Here is a 15,964-nt window from a genome sequence, read left to right on the forward strand (position 1 = left end):
TAAATCATGAAAATTAAAGAAAATATTCATATAAGAAATATAGAAGTAAATACAAAGTGGAAAAGGAAGGTACAAACAGAACATTTCGTTCGAGGGTTTCAATTTTTAATCGATGAACCCAAAAAGTTAGGCGGCGATAATGAAGCCCCCACTCCGTTGGAATATGTTCTTGGATCCTTTAATGGATGTTTATTGGTTGTCATTGATTTAGTAGCAAAGGAATTGGAGTTTCAATATGATAACATCGATATCACAAGCAATGCACTTGTTGACCGGAGAGGCCTTGCCGGAACAGCAAATGTATCTCCATATTATCAATCTGTTGAAAACGAAATAATCTTTTATACAGAAGAAACCGAAGAAAGATTAGAAGAATTAAAGGAAATTGTTATCAAGCGGTGCCCTTTATATAATTTGCTGAAAAATGCTGGTGTTAAGATTCATTTGAATTGGACAATTAAATAGAATTATTTTCAGGAAAAGGGTTAGTTCCCCCTGTTTTAACACAGATAAAGACTGACCCAAAATCTGATTAATCGTATGCCATGCGGTCCAAAAGAACCCTTTGTCCAACCTTTTTTTGTTTTTGTTGGATGAAGGGTTCTTTAAATTTTATAAGTTTAAAAAAAACTCATTTACTTATGGTACGGTTCTCCGTCCTTAATCCCAAACTAATTGTAGTTATTCCACAATCTGGCCCTATAATGGAAATAGCGCTGTTCCTTATTACAGAAAAACGCCCGTTTGCTGAAGTTCATTGCTTAAACCTCATTCTAGATAAGCACCTGTATATTGAAATGGCCCATGCTAGATACTATTGGATGGCAACGGTTAATTTTATTTTGTTATTAAGGTTAGTTCATGGAATCGGTTGGGCGATCACAACCACTTCCTACGGCACAATTGTAGCACTTTCTTTGGTTTTATTTTTTAGGTGTTTGGTTATTGTCTAACAAAACAACAAAAAAGCTAAATACCATGCATTAAAAAAAGTTGTAAACGTCGTTTTCCACTGATCTAGGTGTTCGAAAAATTAACTTTCAGGAAAGAAGTGCAATTTATGTATAAAATTCAAGCTAATAAAACCGCATTAGTCCTCATTGATCTACAGAAAGGAATTACTGGTTTAAAAGGTGCACCTCACGACACTTCTACAGTTGTCCGAAATGCATCACAACTCGCAGGTGCCTTTCGTCGGGCAGGTGCATTTGTCACATTTGTACATGTTGATTTTTTAGATGGAAAAGATGCGTTGCATCCTGATGCGGAAATGCAATTGCCTCCTAAACTATCTGAAGATTGGGCTGAATTCCCACCCGAACTGAATGTGCAACCGACAGACCATATCGTCACAAAGCGTCATTTCGGAGCTTTCTTCGGCACTGATCTTGACTTGCAACTTCGTAGACGTGGAATAGAAAACATTGTATTAGGTGGAATCTCAACCCATATTGGAGTTGATACTACTGCTCGTGAAGCATATCAACACAACTACAATCAAATTTTTGTAACAGATGCCATGACTGCTACATCAATCGAAGCTCATGAATTCCCATGTAAGTTTATCTTCCCACTTATAGGACGAATGGCAACGACCGAGGAAGTACTCGCAGCACTAGAGTCATGATTTGATATATGTAATATAGTATGTATTGGGCTACCTTCAGCAAAATTAAGAAGCCTAGTTTTCTTTTTATAATAGAAATTAGGCTTGATTTTATTTAATTGGATGGCCCTTTTCATGGTATCTGACCTCACGCATTAATTGCTTTCTTTTAATTCTTCTTGTATTACATACTTTAACAATGGAGGTGCAATTAAAGTTGTAACAATAATAACTGAAGTGAAATACTCTGGGATTAACAAAGCTTCTTGCAATCCAGTTGCGGCGATAATTAAGGCTACATCTCCCCTTGATACCATCCCAGCGCCTATAAAAACCAAATATAAAATAAACACTAGAAGATTACTTTGTTGGAACTGCAGATAAGTGGGGAAATCATTAGAATCGCCAGATACATGAAGATAGTTATAGCCCGTCTATTCATAGTTGGTTAGGCTTTGCACCATACATTCGGAAATCACAAATTACTGCAATGTATCAAAAAGGAGCAGATATACCAACGATTGCAAAACAGTCCGGCCATAAATCACATCAAACCATTATGGAGCATTATATTAATTTAAAAACTAGTGATGTAGATGAGTTTTTATAGTTACTCTGAACACATTAGTCTATGGATTTTTTTATTTAGAGGGGCTTACCTTAGGGTAGCCCTTTTTTAATGTAGGGATTTAAAGAAGGACTTTAAACGTTAATACAGAAATACATATAGTTAGGAGCTGAAAATTTTGGATAAAATGAAAAAATTAGTAGATACATCAGAAGAATATTGGCGAACACTCATTGCAAAAGATAAATGGACAGTTGCAGAAGTAATTGGTCATTTAACACAATAGGATGAATTCCTATTGAATGACCGACTACAATACTTATTTAAGGATACGCCATTGCCAAAAGCACCAAACGAAGAGGAGTTAAACTGTAAATCTACTAAGATTAGCAGAAATAGTAGCAAAGAAGAAACGATTACAAATTTTATGAACGTAGGGAGAAAGTTAATAATTGCTGTTCATAATATAGAGGATGAATTATGGGATAATGAGCTAACGATTTGTAGTAGGACACTACCATTTCGTGAATATTTAAAAGATTTCATAAATCATGATTTACATCATTTTGAACAGAGTAATGAAGTGATTCTTACACAATCATTTTGTAATAATAAATAAGTAAAAGAAATAACGAATAGGGAAAAGGGGATTGAAAATGGATGTAAGATACCCAATTGGGAAACTACAAGTTCCTGAAAAAGTAACATTAGAAAATATTCAAGAATTGCTAAAGGAGATCGAAACTTACACGATTCGATTAAGAGAAACTGTCGACTCATTAAGTGATGAGGAATTAAGCAGAACTTATCGTGATGGTAGCTGGACGGTTCGTCAACTTGTTCATCACATTGCAGATTCTCAATTGAACATGTATCAACGTTTGAAGCTGGCTTTAACAGATGAGAATCCAACAGTACCAGCTTTTGATGAAGAAAAGTGGGCTATTCAACCGGATACAATGCTTCCTGTAGAAAGTTCTATTAAAATGTTAGAAGGTATAAATGAGCGCATCGTATCTTTAGGACATAGTTTAACTGAAGAACAATTAGATCGAGCTTTTACTCACCAGATAAACGGCAAAATAACAGTTGCAACAAAAGTTGCAAAATTAGCTTGGCACGAAGAACATCACTTAGCCCATATAAAAATCGCATTATCAAAATAATACAATAAGTATGGAAGTGGCTTATCAAACCTCGATAAGCCATTTTTACATAGCTGAAACTTAGTACTCAGTAATAGTCAATGATTTTGGATTTTTCTTATGAACTGTCAAGATTAGCCGGGAATGTTCCATATCTGTGTGTTTTGAAAGAAGATTAATCAAAACACACTTTTCTATATTCAATTGAATCAGTCTTTTATAAAAAAGTTTGATAACTTTTGTGATTCTTATGCAATTAAAGCGCCCTTAAATGGAAGATCGGTTAACAATATTCAGAAATTAAAAAGTTGCAGAAAAGCTCCCAGTTTATTGACATAAGATCCTTTCCAAAATTAAAAAAGACTACTCAATATAATTTGAACAGTCCTTTTCAATATTTGTATATGTTTATGAGAAATGGGAATTAATTGTGTTTTCCACTTTATTTAACATGCCTTTATATGTTTCATCATCAAGGTATCCAATACTTCCGAATTTTTAGTACTACCAATGTAGCTAAAAAATCATTTGAACCAAAACCATGTAGACAATCGTTCCCCCAGCTATTGAGAGGAACATGTTTTTCTTCCAAACATGAAGAAGTACAACTATAGTCACCCCCATAAATTCAGGGATGCCATGACTCCTAGAAAATAAACTTACATCCCTTAAACAATAAATGATCAAAAGTCCAAATACTGCTGATGACAGCACTTTACCGAGATATTGTATGTACTTCGGCGTGGGTTTACCGGTTGGGAAAACAAGGAATGGAACGAACCTCGTAAGCATCGTGCCTAAAACAACCATTGCTATTATTATAATCTGCTGCGTTATACCCATTGTCATATAGTTTTAACCTCAGCTTTCTCCAATGACTTTCTTGACAAGGTAAGTAGTCCCAAAATTACTAACATAGCAGGAATAATAAAATTGCTCCCTCCAAAAATAATTAGGCATACAATTGAAGCGCCAAGGCCTATAAGGGAACTTATATGATTTTCTTCTTTCATCCATTGTTCAAGAAAGATAACGACAAAAAGAGCAGTCATGACAAAGTCAAGCCCTTCTGTATTAAACTTGATAAAAGAACCAAAAATACCGCCTAAAGCTGCACCTAATACCCAATAGAAATGATTAAGCAGTGTAACAAAAAACATAACCCAGCTTTTATCAACATGTTTCGGTACATTAATCGTACTATTGATCGCAAAAGATTCGTCGCAAAGCCCAAAAATCATATACCACTTTTTCTTCCCTGCTCCCCGATACTTATCAAGCATGGAAATGCCATAAAATAAATGTCGTGCGTTTACCATCAAAGTTAAAAAAAGAGCATTAATCGGATTGAATGCTCCAACCAATAAATTTGCTGCAACAAACTCTATAGAACCAGCAAATACGATGATGCTTATCAGAATAGGATAAATGGCACCGAATCCTAACGAACTCATAAGGATTCCATAAGCAATTCCCAAAAAGACAAATCCTGCAAAAATCGGGACTGTATATGGGAAAGCCGTACGAAATGCTATCCATATTTGATTTCTTTTATTCATATGATTGTATACTCTAGGAGAAGTTAAATTTAGCAATTCTTTGTTTTCATCCATAATCGTAACCTCCTAAACCACGTCTATTGGTATACTGACAGTTCTTTTTTCTGTACTCATAACAATGCTTGTGTCCACTCCACTGATTGCAGGATTCTGCATTAATGAATCAATGATAAAATTTCGGTAACTCTCCATGTCCTTTGCTACAATCTTTAGCATATAGTCATGGCTTCCTGTAAGTGTGTAGCACTCTTGAACCTGTGGATATTTGTTTATATCCTCTAAAAATGAATGAATTGTTTCTCTATTCAACGGCGATAAGTTGATGAGAGCTAATGCTGTGACTTCAATTCCCAATTTTTTCTCATCGACAATAGTAGTAAACTTTTTAATAATGCCTGTTTCTACTAGGTTTTTTGTTCTTGCAAGGCAAGTCGATGGTGAAAGCCCAATTTTTTTTGATAAATTTAGATTTGATATTGAAGCATCTTCCTGTAATTCTCTTAATATTGCCTTATCATTATCGTCAAGAATAATCGCCATTTTGCAACCTCCAATAACTCATTTTGAATTATATTTCTCATACTTGATATATTAACTAATTATTAATCGTTATTCAAATTATTACAAAATATAATTTATTAAAAACAATACTTTTTAGAATAAAATTCGTTTTTGTTAACTTGTAATTGAATTAACTTACTTATGACTAGAGTTGCTTCTTTTCTATATATAATCCTTTATAAAGGGGCTGTATGATACTTTCACGCAATTTGAAACACGCATGTAAGGAACAAACGCAATCCTGCCCTTCACTTAAAAAATTAGATATTAGGACAGACAAAACCCCTACCAATGTTGCTGGGGTCAAAATCTTTGCGGATATTTAACTCAACTTTCCCGTTAATTTAAGTACAAAATTTCAGAATCTCTTCTAAAGTTTAACCTAGATATCTAGGTGTTGTTCAACAATATGGCCCGTTTGTTGAATAGCTAGACTGGCGTTTTTAAACAACTTTATTGATTTTATATCGAATTTATTATGATTTAAACAACTTATTATCATGAAGCAGAGGCTAGCTTACAATAGGAACTAGAACAGAAAAAACGATCTATTAAAGATGGGCGCGGATTTTGTCATATTTGCAATAAAAATGTAATCTTATTTAAATATGTCTGACACTTTAGGGTGATAAAATCAAAGAAAAAGAGATTTTACCGGAGGATATATATTAAATGAAAAAGATTATTGCATCATTTGTTGTGACTGGCTTATTGCTTACAAATCCAATAGTTAGTAATGCTGCATTGGGTGATCAAACATTAAAACGCGGAATGACACATACAGAAGTTAAACAATTACAAGAAGTTTTAAAGAATAAAGGGTACTTCACCAATCAGAAAACGACAACATATTTTGGAACAGCTACTGAAGGTGCAGTCAAGAAGTTTCAAAAAAGCAAGGGATTGAAAGCGGATGGCATTGTTGGTGCAAATACATATAAAGTGTTGGGAGTAACAAACCAGCCTGCAAAAGTAGCTCAGGTGAAGTCCAGCGAATTGGTTAAAGTAGCGAAAAAACAGTTGAATGTCCGCTATGTATGGGGAGGAACTACGCCTAAAGGTTTTGATTGCAGTGGATTCCTAACTTATGTTTTCGAAAAAAGTGCGGATGTTAAGTTACCAAGAACTGTCTCGGGTATTTATAATAAGGGAGTAAAAGTATCCAAACCACAAGTTGGAGATGTAGTCTTTTTTGAAACCTATAAGTCTGGTGCTTCACATGCAGGGATCTATGTAGGGAATAACCAATTCATTCATAGCTCTTCATCAAACGGAGTGAGTATTAGCTCCTTGGATAATAGTTATTGGTCTAAAAGATATATAGGAGCAAAAAGAATCTAATCAAGTAGACATTAAAAGCTAGTCTTATAAAGACTGGCTTTGTTTTATTTATTCCGTATTCACAGGCAGTAAACCCCCACTGATTGAAATTTCACTTTATGTCTAAAAATTTCCCCTCTATTCTTAATGAGAAAAGCAGGGTTAACCCTGCCGATGATTCTTCAGTAGGTTTTCTAATAAACCTATGTATAAAAGAAAAAGAGTTGATAGTTTCAATTGCCAATGACAAAAGAAAAGCCGGGGTTGGGTTCACTAGAAAGGTAATTGTGAAATTACAGGTCCAATTCCTTTTCATAAAATTGAAGTATACGCTCTAATTCATCGAATCGAATAAATCGAGAAACTCTGAATATTTCTTTACCTTCCACAAACAGAAGTAGAGTAGCAGCAGAGAAAATCATATATTCGGATGTAATTTCTGGCACATCCTCATTAAATACATACACTCCTTTGACCCGTGAATGTGATTTCAAAAGTTCTATCATTTTACAGTGAACAGACTCACATACACCACAATTGTCTGTTTTAGATAACAGAATCACCAATGGTTTTTCTTGAATAGCTTCCTTAATTTGATTTAAACTCATCATTTTTTCCATACAATCGCCTAACGCCCCTAAACAATTTGATTAGCACCGATTATATCTACTAACTGCAAGAAATACAAAACTTAGCCATCGACATGTCCGCCTATTTTCCTTTGAAAGAATAGTAGCGCTTTAGATGTTACATTATTTTTTACGATATGAATGGGTGAGTCCTGTTGATTAATCATTTTGATGGTATCTTCATAACTGTAGTTAAAAAGTTTTACGCTTATGATACAATCGTGATAATTCGATTTTTAATAATAATAAACGCATTCAAAAATTCTAACACTAACTTCACATAGTTAAGATAACAGAAGCGGAATATCCTTAGGAAGGAGCACAGCATTTGAATATAAAAGTAAATCAAAAAATTATTAAAGAAATGTGCGGTATAGTCTCCTTCAAAAGAGGAGACTCTTTTTATCGAGCTAATAAAGTTATATTTGATAAATATAGTCCTGAAGTTTGTGAAGCAACGGTAACTGGCATGGAAGATTTTCATGTCACGATTGAAAAGGATAAGAATGGTGGTTTGCGAACGAAATGCAGTTGCCCTTCTCTTGCTTCCTTTCAAAAGGACTGTCAACATATTGCAGCTGTTTTACTGTCGATTTACGAACATCAACGTCTAAGTACAATCCCTAGTATTCGAAGCGATCGTAAGTTGGACTCTTCAACAAATCACACACTGGCAGAAGGATTACTGACCCTTTTCAATGACCAGCCTAAACGATCAAGCAGCCAACAGCTTCACTTTGAAAAAAGAAAAGTTCTTGATGTAGAGTTTATATGTAAACCCGTTAGAATAGGTAAGGGCGGGTATATGTTTGGAATAGAAGCCAAGGTTGGACCAACCGATGTGCACAATATCCGAGGTTTTCTGAAGCAAGTGCAAGAGAGCAATTCAGCCTTGCTTTCTAAATCATTTACGTACAATCCAAGCCTTCATTGCTTTCAAAAAGAGACAGATGCTGTGATTGGTCAGCTCATTCAAGTAATCCATGATGAAAGAGTGTATTTGGACGCGATGCCGGACAAATCAGATTATATAAGCCATCATCGCATATTACTGATTCCTCCATCTTCTTGGGACAAGATTTTTCCTATTCTTGAAAGAGCACCAATGGTGAAGCTTACGTATGATGGGAATTCGTTTGATGGTCTTCACTTAGTGAGAGAACCTCTACCATTACAGTTTGACTTTACGGAAACGGAAGGCAAAGGCTATCAACTGAAAATCAATGGATTGAATCGTATGATTTTGTTGAATTCATATAACGCTGTTCTATTTGAAGGAAAAGTCATCCAGTTGAAAAGTGAAGATTGCAAACGTCTTTCTGAACTAAAAGAGATGCTAGATCAGCAAGGAACGAATCAAATTCCGATCCATGAGGAGCAAATCGATTTTTTTCTGGAAAAAGTGATTCCCGGTTTAAAAAAACTAGGTGATGTTCAAATATCTAGAGCTATTTCTGAGCGGTTTGTGAAGAAACCGCTGATTGCCAAACTATACTTAGATCGTCTAAAAAATCGCCTGCTTGCTGGTTTAGAGTTTCACTATGAAAATATAATAATTAATCCATTGGAAAGTCGGGAACTCCGGGCAGTTTCAATGCTTATAAGGGATGTTGCGAAGGAGGAAGCGATATTAAAACTGATGGAGGACAGTTCGTTTGCCAAGACGGACGGTGGATATTTTTTGCAAAATGAAGAGTTGGAGTATGAGTTCTTGTACCACGTTCTACCCAAACTTCAAAAAATGGTTCAAATATATGCGACTACAGCAGTGAGAAATCGGATTTCTAAAGAGAATACTCGGCCACTGGTTAGGGTGAAGGTCAAAAAAGAACGGACCAATTGGCTAGAATTCAAATTTGAAATGGATGGCATTCCTGAAAAACAGATACGTGAGATTTTACTGGCTTTAGAGGAAAAGCGGAAGTATTATCGTTTACGGAACGGCTCACTACTCTCATTGGAAACAAGGGAATTTGAAGAAATTAACCGCTTTTTGCGTGCACTTCCGGTACAGAATGAAGATCTGGAAAATGGCTTGAATGTACCAATTGTTCGGGGTCTTAGGCTTCTTGATGCAGTTGATGATAGCCATGCGTTCACATTTGAAGAGTCATTTAGACAGTTCTTGGAAAACATCCGCGATCCTGGCAGCCTGGAGTTTGAGGTGCCAAAACATTTAGAGCCGGTCTTACGGGACTATCAAAAACGCGGCTATAAATGGATGAAAACACTGGCCAGCTATGGATTCGGCGGAATTCTCGCAGATGATATGGGATTAGGTAAAACGCTGCAAAGCATCACATTTCTTTTATCGGAGCTTCCTAACATTCGTAAAAAGAAGAGCCCAGCGCTTATTGTTTGCCCATCATCTTTGACGTATAACTGGCTAAGCGAAATCATAAAATTTGCTCCGGATGTACAAGCTCTTGTCGTTGATGGGAATAAAAAAGAACGTTTTAATATACAACAAGATATAACGGCTATGGATGTGATCATCACCTCCTATCCATTGTTGCGTAAGGACATTATTTGGTACGAAAAACAATCTTTTCACACTGTGTTTTTTGATGAGGCTCAAGTCTTTAAAAATCCTGTGACACAAACTGCACGATCGGTAAAGAAGATCCAAGCAGATTATCGCTTCGCCCTCACTGGCACACCGGTTGAAAATTCACTAGAGGAGCTGTGGTCTATTTTTCATGTTGTTTTCCCTGAACTATTCTTAGGGTTAAAGGAATATAGTAACCTCTCAAGAAAAACGATTGCCAGACGAATTCGACCATTTTTGCTTCGTAGGTTGAAAGAGGATGTACTTCCAGAGCTTCCTGAAAAAATCGAATCGATGGAATCCGTGGAGTTACTTCCGGATCAGAAGCAATTGTACGCTGCTTATTTGGCGAAGCTGCGACACGATACGTTAAAGCATCTGGACAAGGACACACTTCGAAAAAATCGAATTAAAATCCTGGCTGGCTTGACTCGGTTGCGACAAATTTGTTGTCACCCAGCTTTGTTTGTGGAGGGATATAAAGGAAGCTCAGCGAAATTTGAACAGCTGCTGCAGATTATTGAGGAATCAAAGATTTCTGGAAGAAGGGTGTTGATTTTCTCACAATTTACGAAAATGCTTGAGCTTATAGGTCGAAAATTAACGATTCAAGACCTGCCTTTTTTCTATCTTGATGGGCAAACCCCTTCAGAAGAGAGAGTAGAAATCTGCAATCGATTTAATGAAGGCGAACGAAATTTTTTCCTCATTTCCTTAAAGGCAGGCGGTACAGGACTCAATCTAACAGGGGCTGATACCGTCATCTTATATGACATTTGGTGGAATCCAGCTGTCGAAGAACAAGCTGCAGATCGTGCCCATCGCATGGGTCAGAAAAATAGCGTACAGGTTATCAAGCTTGTTGCCCGCGGCACAATCGAAGAAAAGATGAATGAACTGCAAGAGAAAAAGAAACATCTGATTTCAGAGATCATCGATTCTGAGGAGAAAGTATCGTCTACTCTTACTGAAGAGGACATTCGAGAAATATTGTCGATATAGAAGGAAACATACACTTAGAATCTTCTGATTCTAGGTGTATGTTTCTTTATTATTATCTATTAATTAAAAAATTCTGAAAAGTTAAATATATTTATTTGAAAAATCAGATTTATGTGATACCATGTAAATAGTTTAATATACTAAACCTAGTTTATTATTTTAAACTGAATGGCGTTGCATACAAGAAAAGGGGAAAGTTTTTATGACAGAAAAGTATTGGGTCCCTGCGATTGAAAGAGCAGATAAGATCTTAAAAGAAATCGGTGAATTTCCAAATCAGCTACGGTTAATTGATTTATCCAAGAAGTTGGAAATTAATAAGAGTTCATTATTTTCTTTGCTAAACACATTAGAAATGCTTAAGTGGGTGATCAAGGAGGATGGTGATACATATACACTTGGTCCGGCAATAGGAGGGTTTAGTGCAGCGTATTTCAAACAGTTCAATATCCTTCAATCATTTTATAAAGAAGCTGGCTCGTCCGTTGCTCTTATTAATGAGCACATTCAACTTGGCGTTTTGGAAGAAGATAATGTGATGTATTTAGGGAAGATGGAAGGCGATTCAAGAGTAAGGCTTGTCACAGATCCAGGCATGCGATTTCCGGCCTATGCATCTGCAATCGGGAAAATTCAGTTGATTCAGTATTCAAAAGAAAAACTGTCTAAACTTTTCCAATCAAGCAACTGGGAACGTAAGACGCCGTACACGATTTCAAACATTGATGATCTATACGCCAATATTCAAAAAGCAGGAAAAAATGGTTATGCGATTGAAAATCAGGAAGCCTCATTGGGATTCCATTGTGTTAGCGCACCAATTTATAATTTTGAAAACAAAATTATAGCTGGTGTTAGTTTTACGATGATGAGTAATAGTTGGGAGACAAAACAAGAGGCAGCTAGAGATGAAATTATTAAACTTGCGTCTCGATTATCCCGGAATGCAGGGTATACAGGTGACCTAGAGAAACGTTAGATAGAAATCAAGAAGTATTTGAATGAAAAGGAGCGAATAATCGTGCAAACCATATCAATTGAAAATACATTTAAAAACTTTATTAATAATGAATGGATCGATTCAGCGTCACAAGCAACACTTAAAAGTATTAATCCGGCTAATAAAGAAGAGGTAGTAGGTTTTGTTCAAAATTCAACAAAAGCGGATTTAGACCAAGCAGTTCAGGCAGCACATCATGCTAAAAAGTCATGGAGAAAAATGGGTCAGGCACAAAGAGGTCAACTTTTATTTACAGTAGCCAATATTCTTGAGGAGAATTTGAACGAGATTGCTGAAACGATGACAAAGGAAATGGGGAAAACACTTCCTGAAGCAAAAGGAGAAACAGCACGCGGAGTGGCAATCCTTCGATACTATGCAGGAGAAGGGATGAGGAAAGACGGGGACGTTATTCCATCTTCTGATAAAGATGCGCTCATGTTTACGAAACGGACACCAGTTGGCGTTGTCGGAGTCATTACACCATGGAACTTTCCTGTAGCGATTCCAATATGGAAAATTGCACCTGCACTTGTATATGGCAATACAGTCGTGTTTAAACCAGCCACTGAAGCAGCTGTAACAGCGGCAAAAGTAGTCGATTGCTTTGCAAAAGCAGGTTTGCCAGATGGCGTATTGAACTTCATTACAGGGTCCGGCTCCGTCATTGGTCAAGAATTGATTGACCACCAACTTGTAAACGCTATCACCTTTACTGGTTCTGAAACCGTGGGTGAGGGTGTGGCAAAATCCGCAGCAGCACGTGGGGTAAAATTCCAATTAGAAATGGGTGGAAAAAACCCGGTTATTATTACGAAAGATGCTGATTTAGACGCTGCAGTTGAAGCTGTTATAAGCGGCGGTTTTCGTTCATCCGGCCAAAAATGTACAGCTTCAAGTCGAGTAATTGTTGAAGCGCCTGTCTATGATGTTTTCGTTGAAAAGTTAGTTCAAGAAACGAAGAAAATCACGGTAGGAGACGGCTTAAAAGAAGGAATCTGGATGGGACCTTGCGCAAGTGAAAGCCAGTTTAATACAGTGAGATCATATATAGAAATTGGAAAAGAAGAAGGGGCCACGCTCATCACTGGTGGAGAGACATTGTCTGGTGAGGACTTTGACAAAGGTTTTTATATTACACCAGCCATTTTTGGCGATGTAGAACAGAATATGAGAATTGCTCAAGAAGAAATTTTTGGACCAGTTATTGCTCTGATCCGAGCAACTGATTTAGAGGATGCGATTGAAATAGCGAATCATACGAAATATGGATTGAGTGCTTCCATTTTTACAACGAATATTGGTTCATTACTTGAATTCATTGATGAAATTGAAGCTGGCCTCGTTCGTATCAATGCAGAAAGTGCAGGAGTAGAGCTTCAAGCACCATTTGGCGGCATGAAAGCTTCAAGTACTGGAGGCCGAGAGCAAGGAGAAGCAGCAAAAGAATTTTATACGGCGATAAAAACCGTTTTTATCAAAGGGTAGTCATATGAACAAAGGGTCAGACCCCGCAAAAACTAAATATAGGATAAGAAAAGTGTAGGAAGCGCTGCATACGGATTTAACGTGTGAGGTCAAGCAAAGGGTCAGACTCGCATAAACTAAATACAGTATTAGAAAAGTGTATGAAGTATCACATACTGGTTTAGCGTGCGAGGTCGGACCCTTAACTATATATAATAGAAAGAAGGAATATAAACATGAAAGAATCACGTGAATTATTGGAAAAACTCGGTTATCCTTCCAAAGACTTAACAGAGCTACCAACTTCAACGAAGACTTTTCCAGACGGTGCCCAATACCGCGTGGAACTTCCGAGTGTTGAAGGACCGGTTGCGTTAAGAGAAACATTAAAAGAAATTGATCGATACGGATTAACCATTCATCGCATCTCGCAAGGAAGCGGTATCATGCTTCAAACAGATGATGAAATAAAGGAAATGTGCCAACTGACTGCAGAAAGAGGGATGGAGCTTAGCTTATTCGTTGGACCTCGTGGCACTTGGGATATTAGTGCTCAACCACTAACAAGCGGCGGGAAATCCATTGCATTACGTCATGAAGGGGCAGATCAACTCGTTTACGCCATGGAAGATTTAAAAAGAGGTGCTAAACTTGGATTACGTGGCGCATTAGTAGCCGATGAAGGACTATTAAAGCTAACAAAAGAAATGAAAAAAGCTGGCCAATTGCCAGAAGACTTTGTAGTGAAAGCATCCGTGCAAGTAGGTGCTGCCAATCCGGTTTCGGTTAAACTTATGGAAGACCTTGGTGCGGATACTTACAACGTTCCGACAGCACTCACTTTGTCAAAACTCGTTTCGATTCGTCAAGCGATTGATATACCGATAGATTTATATGTAGAAGTTCCCGATAACTTAGGCGGTTTCCTTCGTTATTATGAAATTCCGGAAATCATTCGTGTATTAGCTCCGGTGTATATTAAATTTGGTCTCAGAAATCATCCAGATGTCTACCCTTCAGGAAAACAGTGGGAAAGTACGAATATATCATTAGTTCAAGAGCGCGTCCGCCGTGCCGCAATAGGACTTCAAATGATTGAACGTTATTATCCAGAAGCCAAAACATCAAAACTTGGTGCCGAAGGTCTTGGCATTGCACAGACTGATACAATCGCTACGCCATAACGTATACGAGATTCATGTGATAGACAGTGAAAGGTTATTTGAAAAAAATTAATAACAGATGGGAGACAAGCTGAATGAGACTTATATCATTTCGTAATCAATCAAAAACGCGTATTGGTGTGATAAAGGAAGATAAAATTCTAGACGTACAGGCTTTACATGAGAAGTATAAAAATCAGATTTCAGTAGATTCTTTCGAATTCCCTACTGATTTAAAACAACTTATTGAAATGAATGAAAAATCCATTCCATATGTTGAACAACTTATTGAGTCTCACGGACGGGAAAACTTGGATCATTCATTTTCTCTTTCAGAAGTAGAGATTATGGCGCCAATTTCACAACCAGAAAAAATCATTTGTGTCGGTTTAAATTATTTGGACCATTGTAAAGAAACGGGGTTAGAGCCACCGTTATCGCCAGTCATTTTTTCAAAATATGCAAATGCGATCATTGGTGAAAAAGAGGCGATTGAAATCCCTGTTAATTCTGAGCAAGTCGATTTTGAAGCGGAATTGGTTGTTGTAATTGGTAAGGAAGCGAAACGAATTACGGAAGAAGAAGCTGCAGAATACATATTTGGCTATACAATCATGAATGATGTAAGTGCTAGAGATCATCAATTCTCTGATGGCCAATGGACGCGCGGTAAATCTGCAGATACCTTTGCACCCATCGGACCGGCAATAGTTACGAAAGGTCAAGTAGTTGACCCTCATAATCTGGACATCTCTTTGAAGTTGAATGGTGAAGTGATGCAACAATCGAATACGAAAAATCTGATCTTCAGGATTCCCTACATCGTATCCTATTTATCTCAATCGATGACATTGAAGCCTGGTGATCTCATTGCAACAGGTACTCCGCCTGGTGTGGGCATGGGAAGAGAGCCGAAAGTTTGGCTAAAAGATGGAGATCGAGTGTCTATAACAATCGAGAACATTGGAACACTTTCTAATACCGTTGAAAAAGTAAGGGTTACACAGAAAACCTGAATGACGGTAAATGCCACCAGTTACTCTGAAGAATCAATTCTTTAGCACGCTACACTCGCCTAATCACAATGGTGGCTGTGCAGAGCCAGAATTTTGGATGCTTGCTGATAAAAAATAAGTATACCTGATCAGTAGATTGGTCATATTAGTAAGTTGCGAAGCCCCGTCCCCATGTCCTTTCATAAAAAATGTAACGACTTGAAAAAGTGAAACTTCCATCAGTGGGAGTATTACAGCCTGGTAAACCGGGATAAATTAAAGGAATATTAGAAGCGTCTAACTCATCGTGGAGATAGTTTGCCGAAACACGCGTATATAAATCTGAATATTCGTAATTTAATTAATTTTATTGACGGTAAATGTCTAAAGAATGAAGAATA

Annotated in this window: 14 protein-coding genes and 1 pseudogene; 10 read left to right on the forward strand and 5 right to left on the reverse strand. The window is 37.0% G+C overall.

All coding sequences use genetic code 11. The features are described from left to right. Positions 1-6: 6 nt before the first annotated feature. Together HNP81_RS06325 and HNP81_RS06330 are read left to right on the forward strand one after the other, a co-directional pair. Positions 7-465, forward strand: a complete 459-nt coding sequence (locus HNP81_RS06325; RefSeq protein ID WP_182501982.1) for an OsmC family protein — start codon at positions 7-9, stop codon at positions 463-465. Between the two features lie 595 nt (positions 466-1,060). Then, positions 1,061-1,627: an isochorismatase family protein gene (locus HNP81_RS06330; protein ID WP_034301287.1), complete on the forward strand. Its 567-nt coding sequence runs from the start codon at positions 1,061-1,063 to the stop codon at positions 1,625-1,627. A 134-nt stretch (positions 1,628-1,761) separates the two neighbouring features. On the opposite strand, the pseudogene HNP81_RS06335 reads toward HNP81_RS06330, so the two are convergent. Further along, positions 1,762-1,935, reverse strand: a pseudogene (locus tag HNP81_RS06335) (sodium:proton antiporter); the annotation flags it as partial. A gap of 537 nt (positions 1,936-2,472) precedes the next feature. Here HNP81_RS06335 and HNP81_RS06340 point away from each other — a divergent pair. Further along, positions 2,473-2,793, forward strand: a complete 321-nt coding sequence (locus HNP81_RS06340) for a hypothetical protein (RefSeq protein WP_182501983.1) — start codon at positions 2,473-2,475, stop codon at positions 2,791-2,793. Between the two features lie 37 nt (positions 2,794-2,830). Further along, positions 2,831-3,340: a YfiT family bacillithiol transferase gene (locus HNP81_RS06345; protein WP_182501984.1), complete on the forward strand. Its 510-nt coding sequence runs from the start codon at positions 2,831-2,833 to the stop codon at positions 3,338-3,340. A gap of 495 nt (positions 3,341-3,835) precedes the next feature. On the opposite strand, the gene HNP81_RS06350 is transcribed toward HNP81_RS06345, so the two are convergent. From HNP81_RS06350 to azlB, 3 genes are read right to left on the reverse strand one after another with little or no spacing between them, the layout of a single operon-like run. Next, the gene (locus tag HNP81_RS06350) at positions 3,836-4,168 is read right to left on the reverse strand and encodes a branched-chain amino acid transport AzlD family protein (RefSeq protein WP_182501985.1); all 333 of its coding nucleotides are present in this window, start codon (positions 4,166-4,168) and stop codon (positions 3,836-3,838) included. Continuing rightward, positions 4,165-4,932, reverse strand: coding sequence for an azaleucine resistance protein AzlC (gene azlC, locus HNP81_RS06355; protein WP_182501986.1), 768 nt, complete (start codon positions 4,930-4,932; stop codon positions 4,165-4,167). Before azlC ends, HNP81_RS06350 begins: the two co-directional genes overlap by 4 nt. Before the next feature lie 12 nt (positions 4,933-4,944). Continuing rightward, positions 4,945-5,418 carry an azlBCD operon transcriptional regulator AzlB gene (gene azlB / locus HNP81_RS06360; protein WP_182501987.1) on the reverse strand — a complete coding sequence of 158 codons (474 nt, stop codon included), beginning with the start codon at positions 5,416-5,418 and terminating at the stop codon, positions 4,945-4,947. A gap of 693 nt (positions 5,419-6,111) precedes the next feature. Between azlB and HNP81_RS06365 the strand changes: the two genes are divergently transcribed. Next, complete coding sequence (locus tag HNP81_RS06365; protein ID WP_182501988.1) at positions 6,112-6,780, forward strand: C40 family peptidase; 669 nt, start codon at positions 6,112-6,114, stop codon at positions 6,778-6,780. A 272-nt stretch (positions 6,781-7,052) separates the two neighbouring features. Here HNP81_RS06365 and HNP81_RS06370 read toward each other — a convergent pair whose 3' ends face one another. Beyond that, a complete protein-coding gene (locus HNP81_RS06370; RefSeq protein ID WP_182501989.1) occupies positions 7,053-7,379 on the reverse strand; it encodes a thioredoxin family protein in 327 nt (108 codons plus the stop codon). A 337-nt stretch (positions 7,380-7,716) separates the two neighbouring features. Between HNP81_RS06370 and HNP81_RS06375 the strand changes: the two genes are divergently transcribed. The 5 genes from HNP81_RS06375 (at position 7,717) to HNP81_RS06395 (ending at position 15,584) form a co-directional block, all read left to right on the forward strand. Further along, complete coding sequence (locus tag HNP81_RS06375; protein WP_182501990.1) at positions 7,717-10,938, forward strand: DEAD/DEAH box helicase; 3,222 nt, start codon at positions 7,717-7,719, stop codon at positions 10,936-10,938. Between the two features lie 202 nt (positions 10,939-11,140). Beyond that, complete coding sequence (locus HNP81_RS06380) at positions 11,141-11,917, forward strand: IclR family transcriptional regulator (protein ID WP_182501991.1); 777 nt, start codon at positions 11,141-11,143, stop codon at positions 11,915-11,917. Positions 11,918-11,959: 42 nt separating this feature from the next. After that, entirely contained in the window at positions 11,960-13,426 is a 1,467-nt protein-coding gene (gucD, locus tag HNP81_RS06385) for an alpha-ketoglutaric semialdehyde dehydrogenase GucD (protein WP_028392488.1), read from the forward strand. A 215-nt stretch (positions 13,427-13,641) separates the two neighbouring features. Then, entirely contained in the window at positions 13,642-14,589 is a 948-nt protein-coding gene (locus tag HNP81_RS06390; RefSeq protein WP_028392487.1) for a U32 family peptidase, read from the forward strand. A gap of 74 nt (positions 14,590-14,663) precedes the next feature. Next, a complete protein-coding gene (locus HNP81_RS06395; protein WP_182501992.1) occupies positions 14,664-15,584 on the forward strand; it encodes a fumarylacetoacetate hydrolase family protein in 921 nt (306 codons plus the stop codon). Positions 15,585-15,964: the final 380 nt, after the last annotated feature.

The sequence above is a fragment of the Peribacillus huizhouensis genome (genome assembly GCF_014138605.1).
Lineage (GTDB): Bacteria > Bacillota > Bacilli > Bacillales > DSM-1321 > Peribacillus > Peribacillus huizhouensis.

Bases quoted from the DNA above. Each gene is read 5' to 3' on its own strand.
- azlC (WP_182501986.1), bottom strand. From the start codon at position 4,932: ATGGATGAAAACAAAGAATTGCTAAATTTAACTTCTCCTAGAGTATAC.
- azlB (WP_182501987.1), bottom strand. From the start codon at position 5,418: ATGGCGATTATTCTTGACGATAATGATAAGGCAATATTAAGAGAATTA.
- HNP81_RS06330 (WP_034301287.1), top strand. From the start codon at position 1,061: ATGTATAAAATTCAAGCTAATAAAACCGCATTAGTCCTCATTGATCTA.
- HNP81_RS06365 (WP_182501988.1), top strand. From the start codon at position 6,112: ATGAAAAAGATTATTGCATCATTTGTTGTGACTGGCTTATTGCTTACA.
- HNP81_RS06350 (WP_182501985.1), bottom strand. From the start codon at position 4,168: ATGACAATGGGTATAACGCAGCAGATTATAATAATAGCAATGGTTGTT.
- HNP81_RS06345 (WP_182501984.1), top strand. From the start codon at position 2,831: ATGGATGTAAGATACCCAATTGGGAAACTACAAGTTCCTGAAAAAGTA.
- HNP81_RS06395 (WP_182501992.1), top strand. From the start codon at position 14,664: ATGAGACTTATATCATTTCGTAATCAATCAAAAACGCGTATTGGTGTG.
- HNP81_RS06370 (WP_182501989.1), bottom strand. From the start codon at position 7,379: ATGGAAAAAATGATGAGTTTAAATCAAATTAAGGAAGCTATTCAAGAA.
- HNP81_RS06380 (WP_182501991.1), top strand. From the start codon at position 11,141: ATGACAGAAAAGTATTGGGTCCCTGCGATTGAAAGAGCAGATAAGATC.
- HNP81_RS06325 (WP_182501982.1), top strand. From the start codon at position 7: ATGAAAATTAAAGAAAATATTCATATAAGAAATATAGAAGTAAATACA.
- HNP81_RS06390 (WP_028392487.1), top strand. From the start codon at position 13,642: ATGAAAGAATCACGTGAATTATTGGAAAAACTCGGTTATCCTTCCAAA.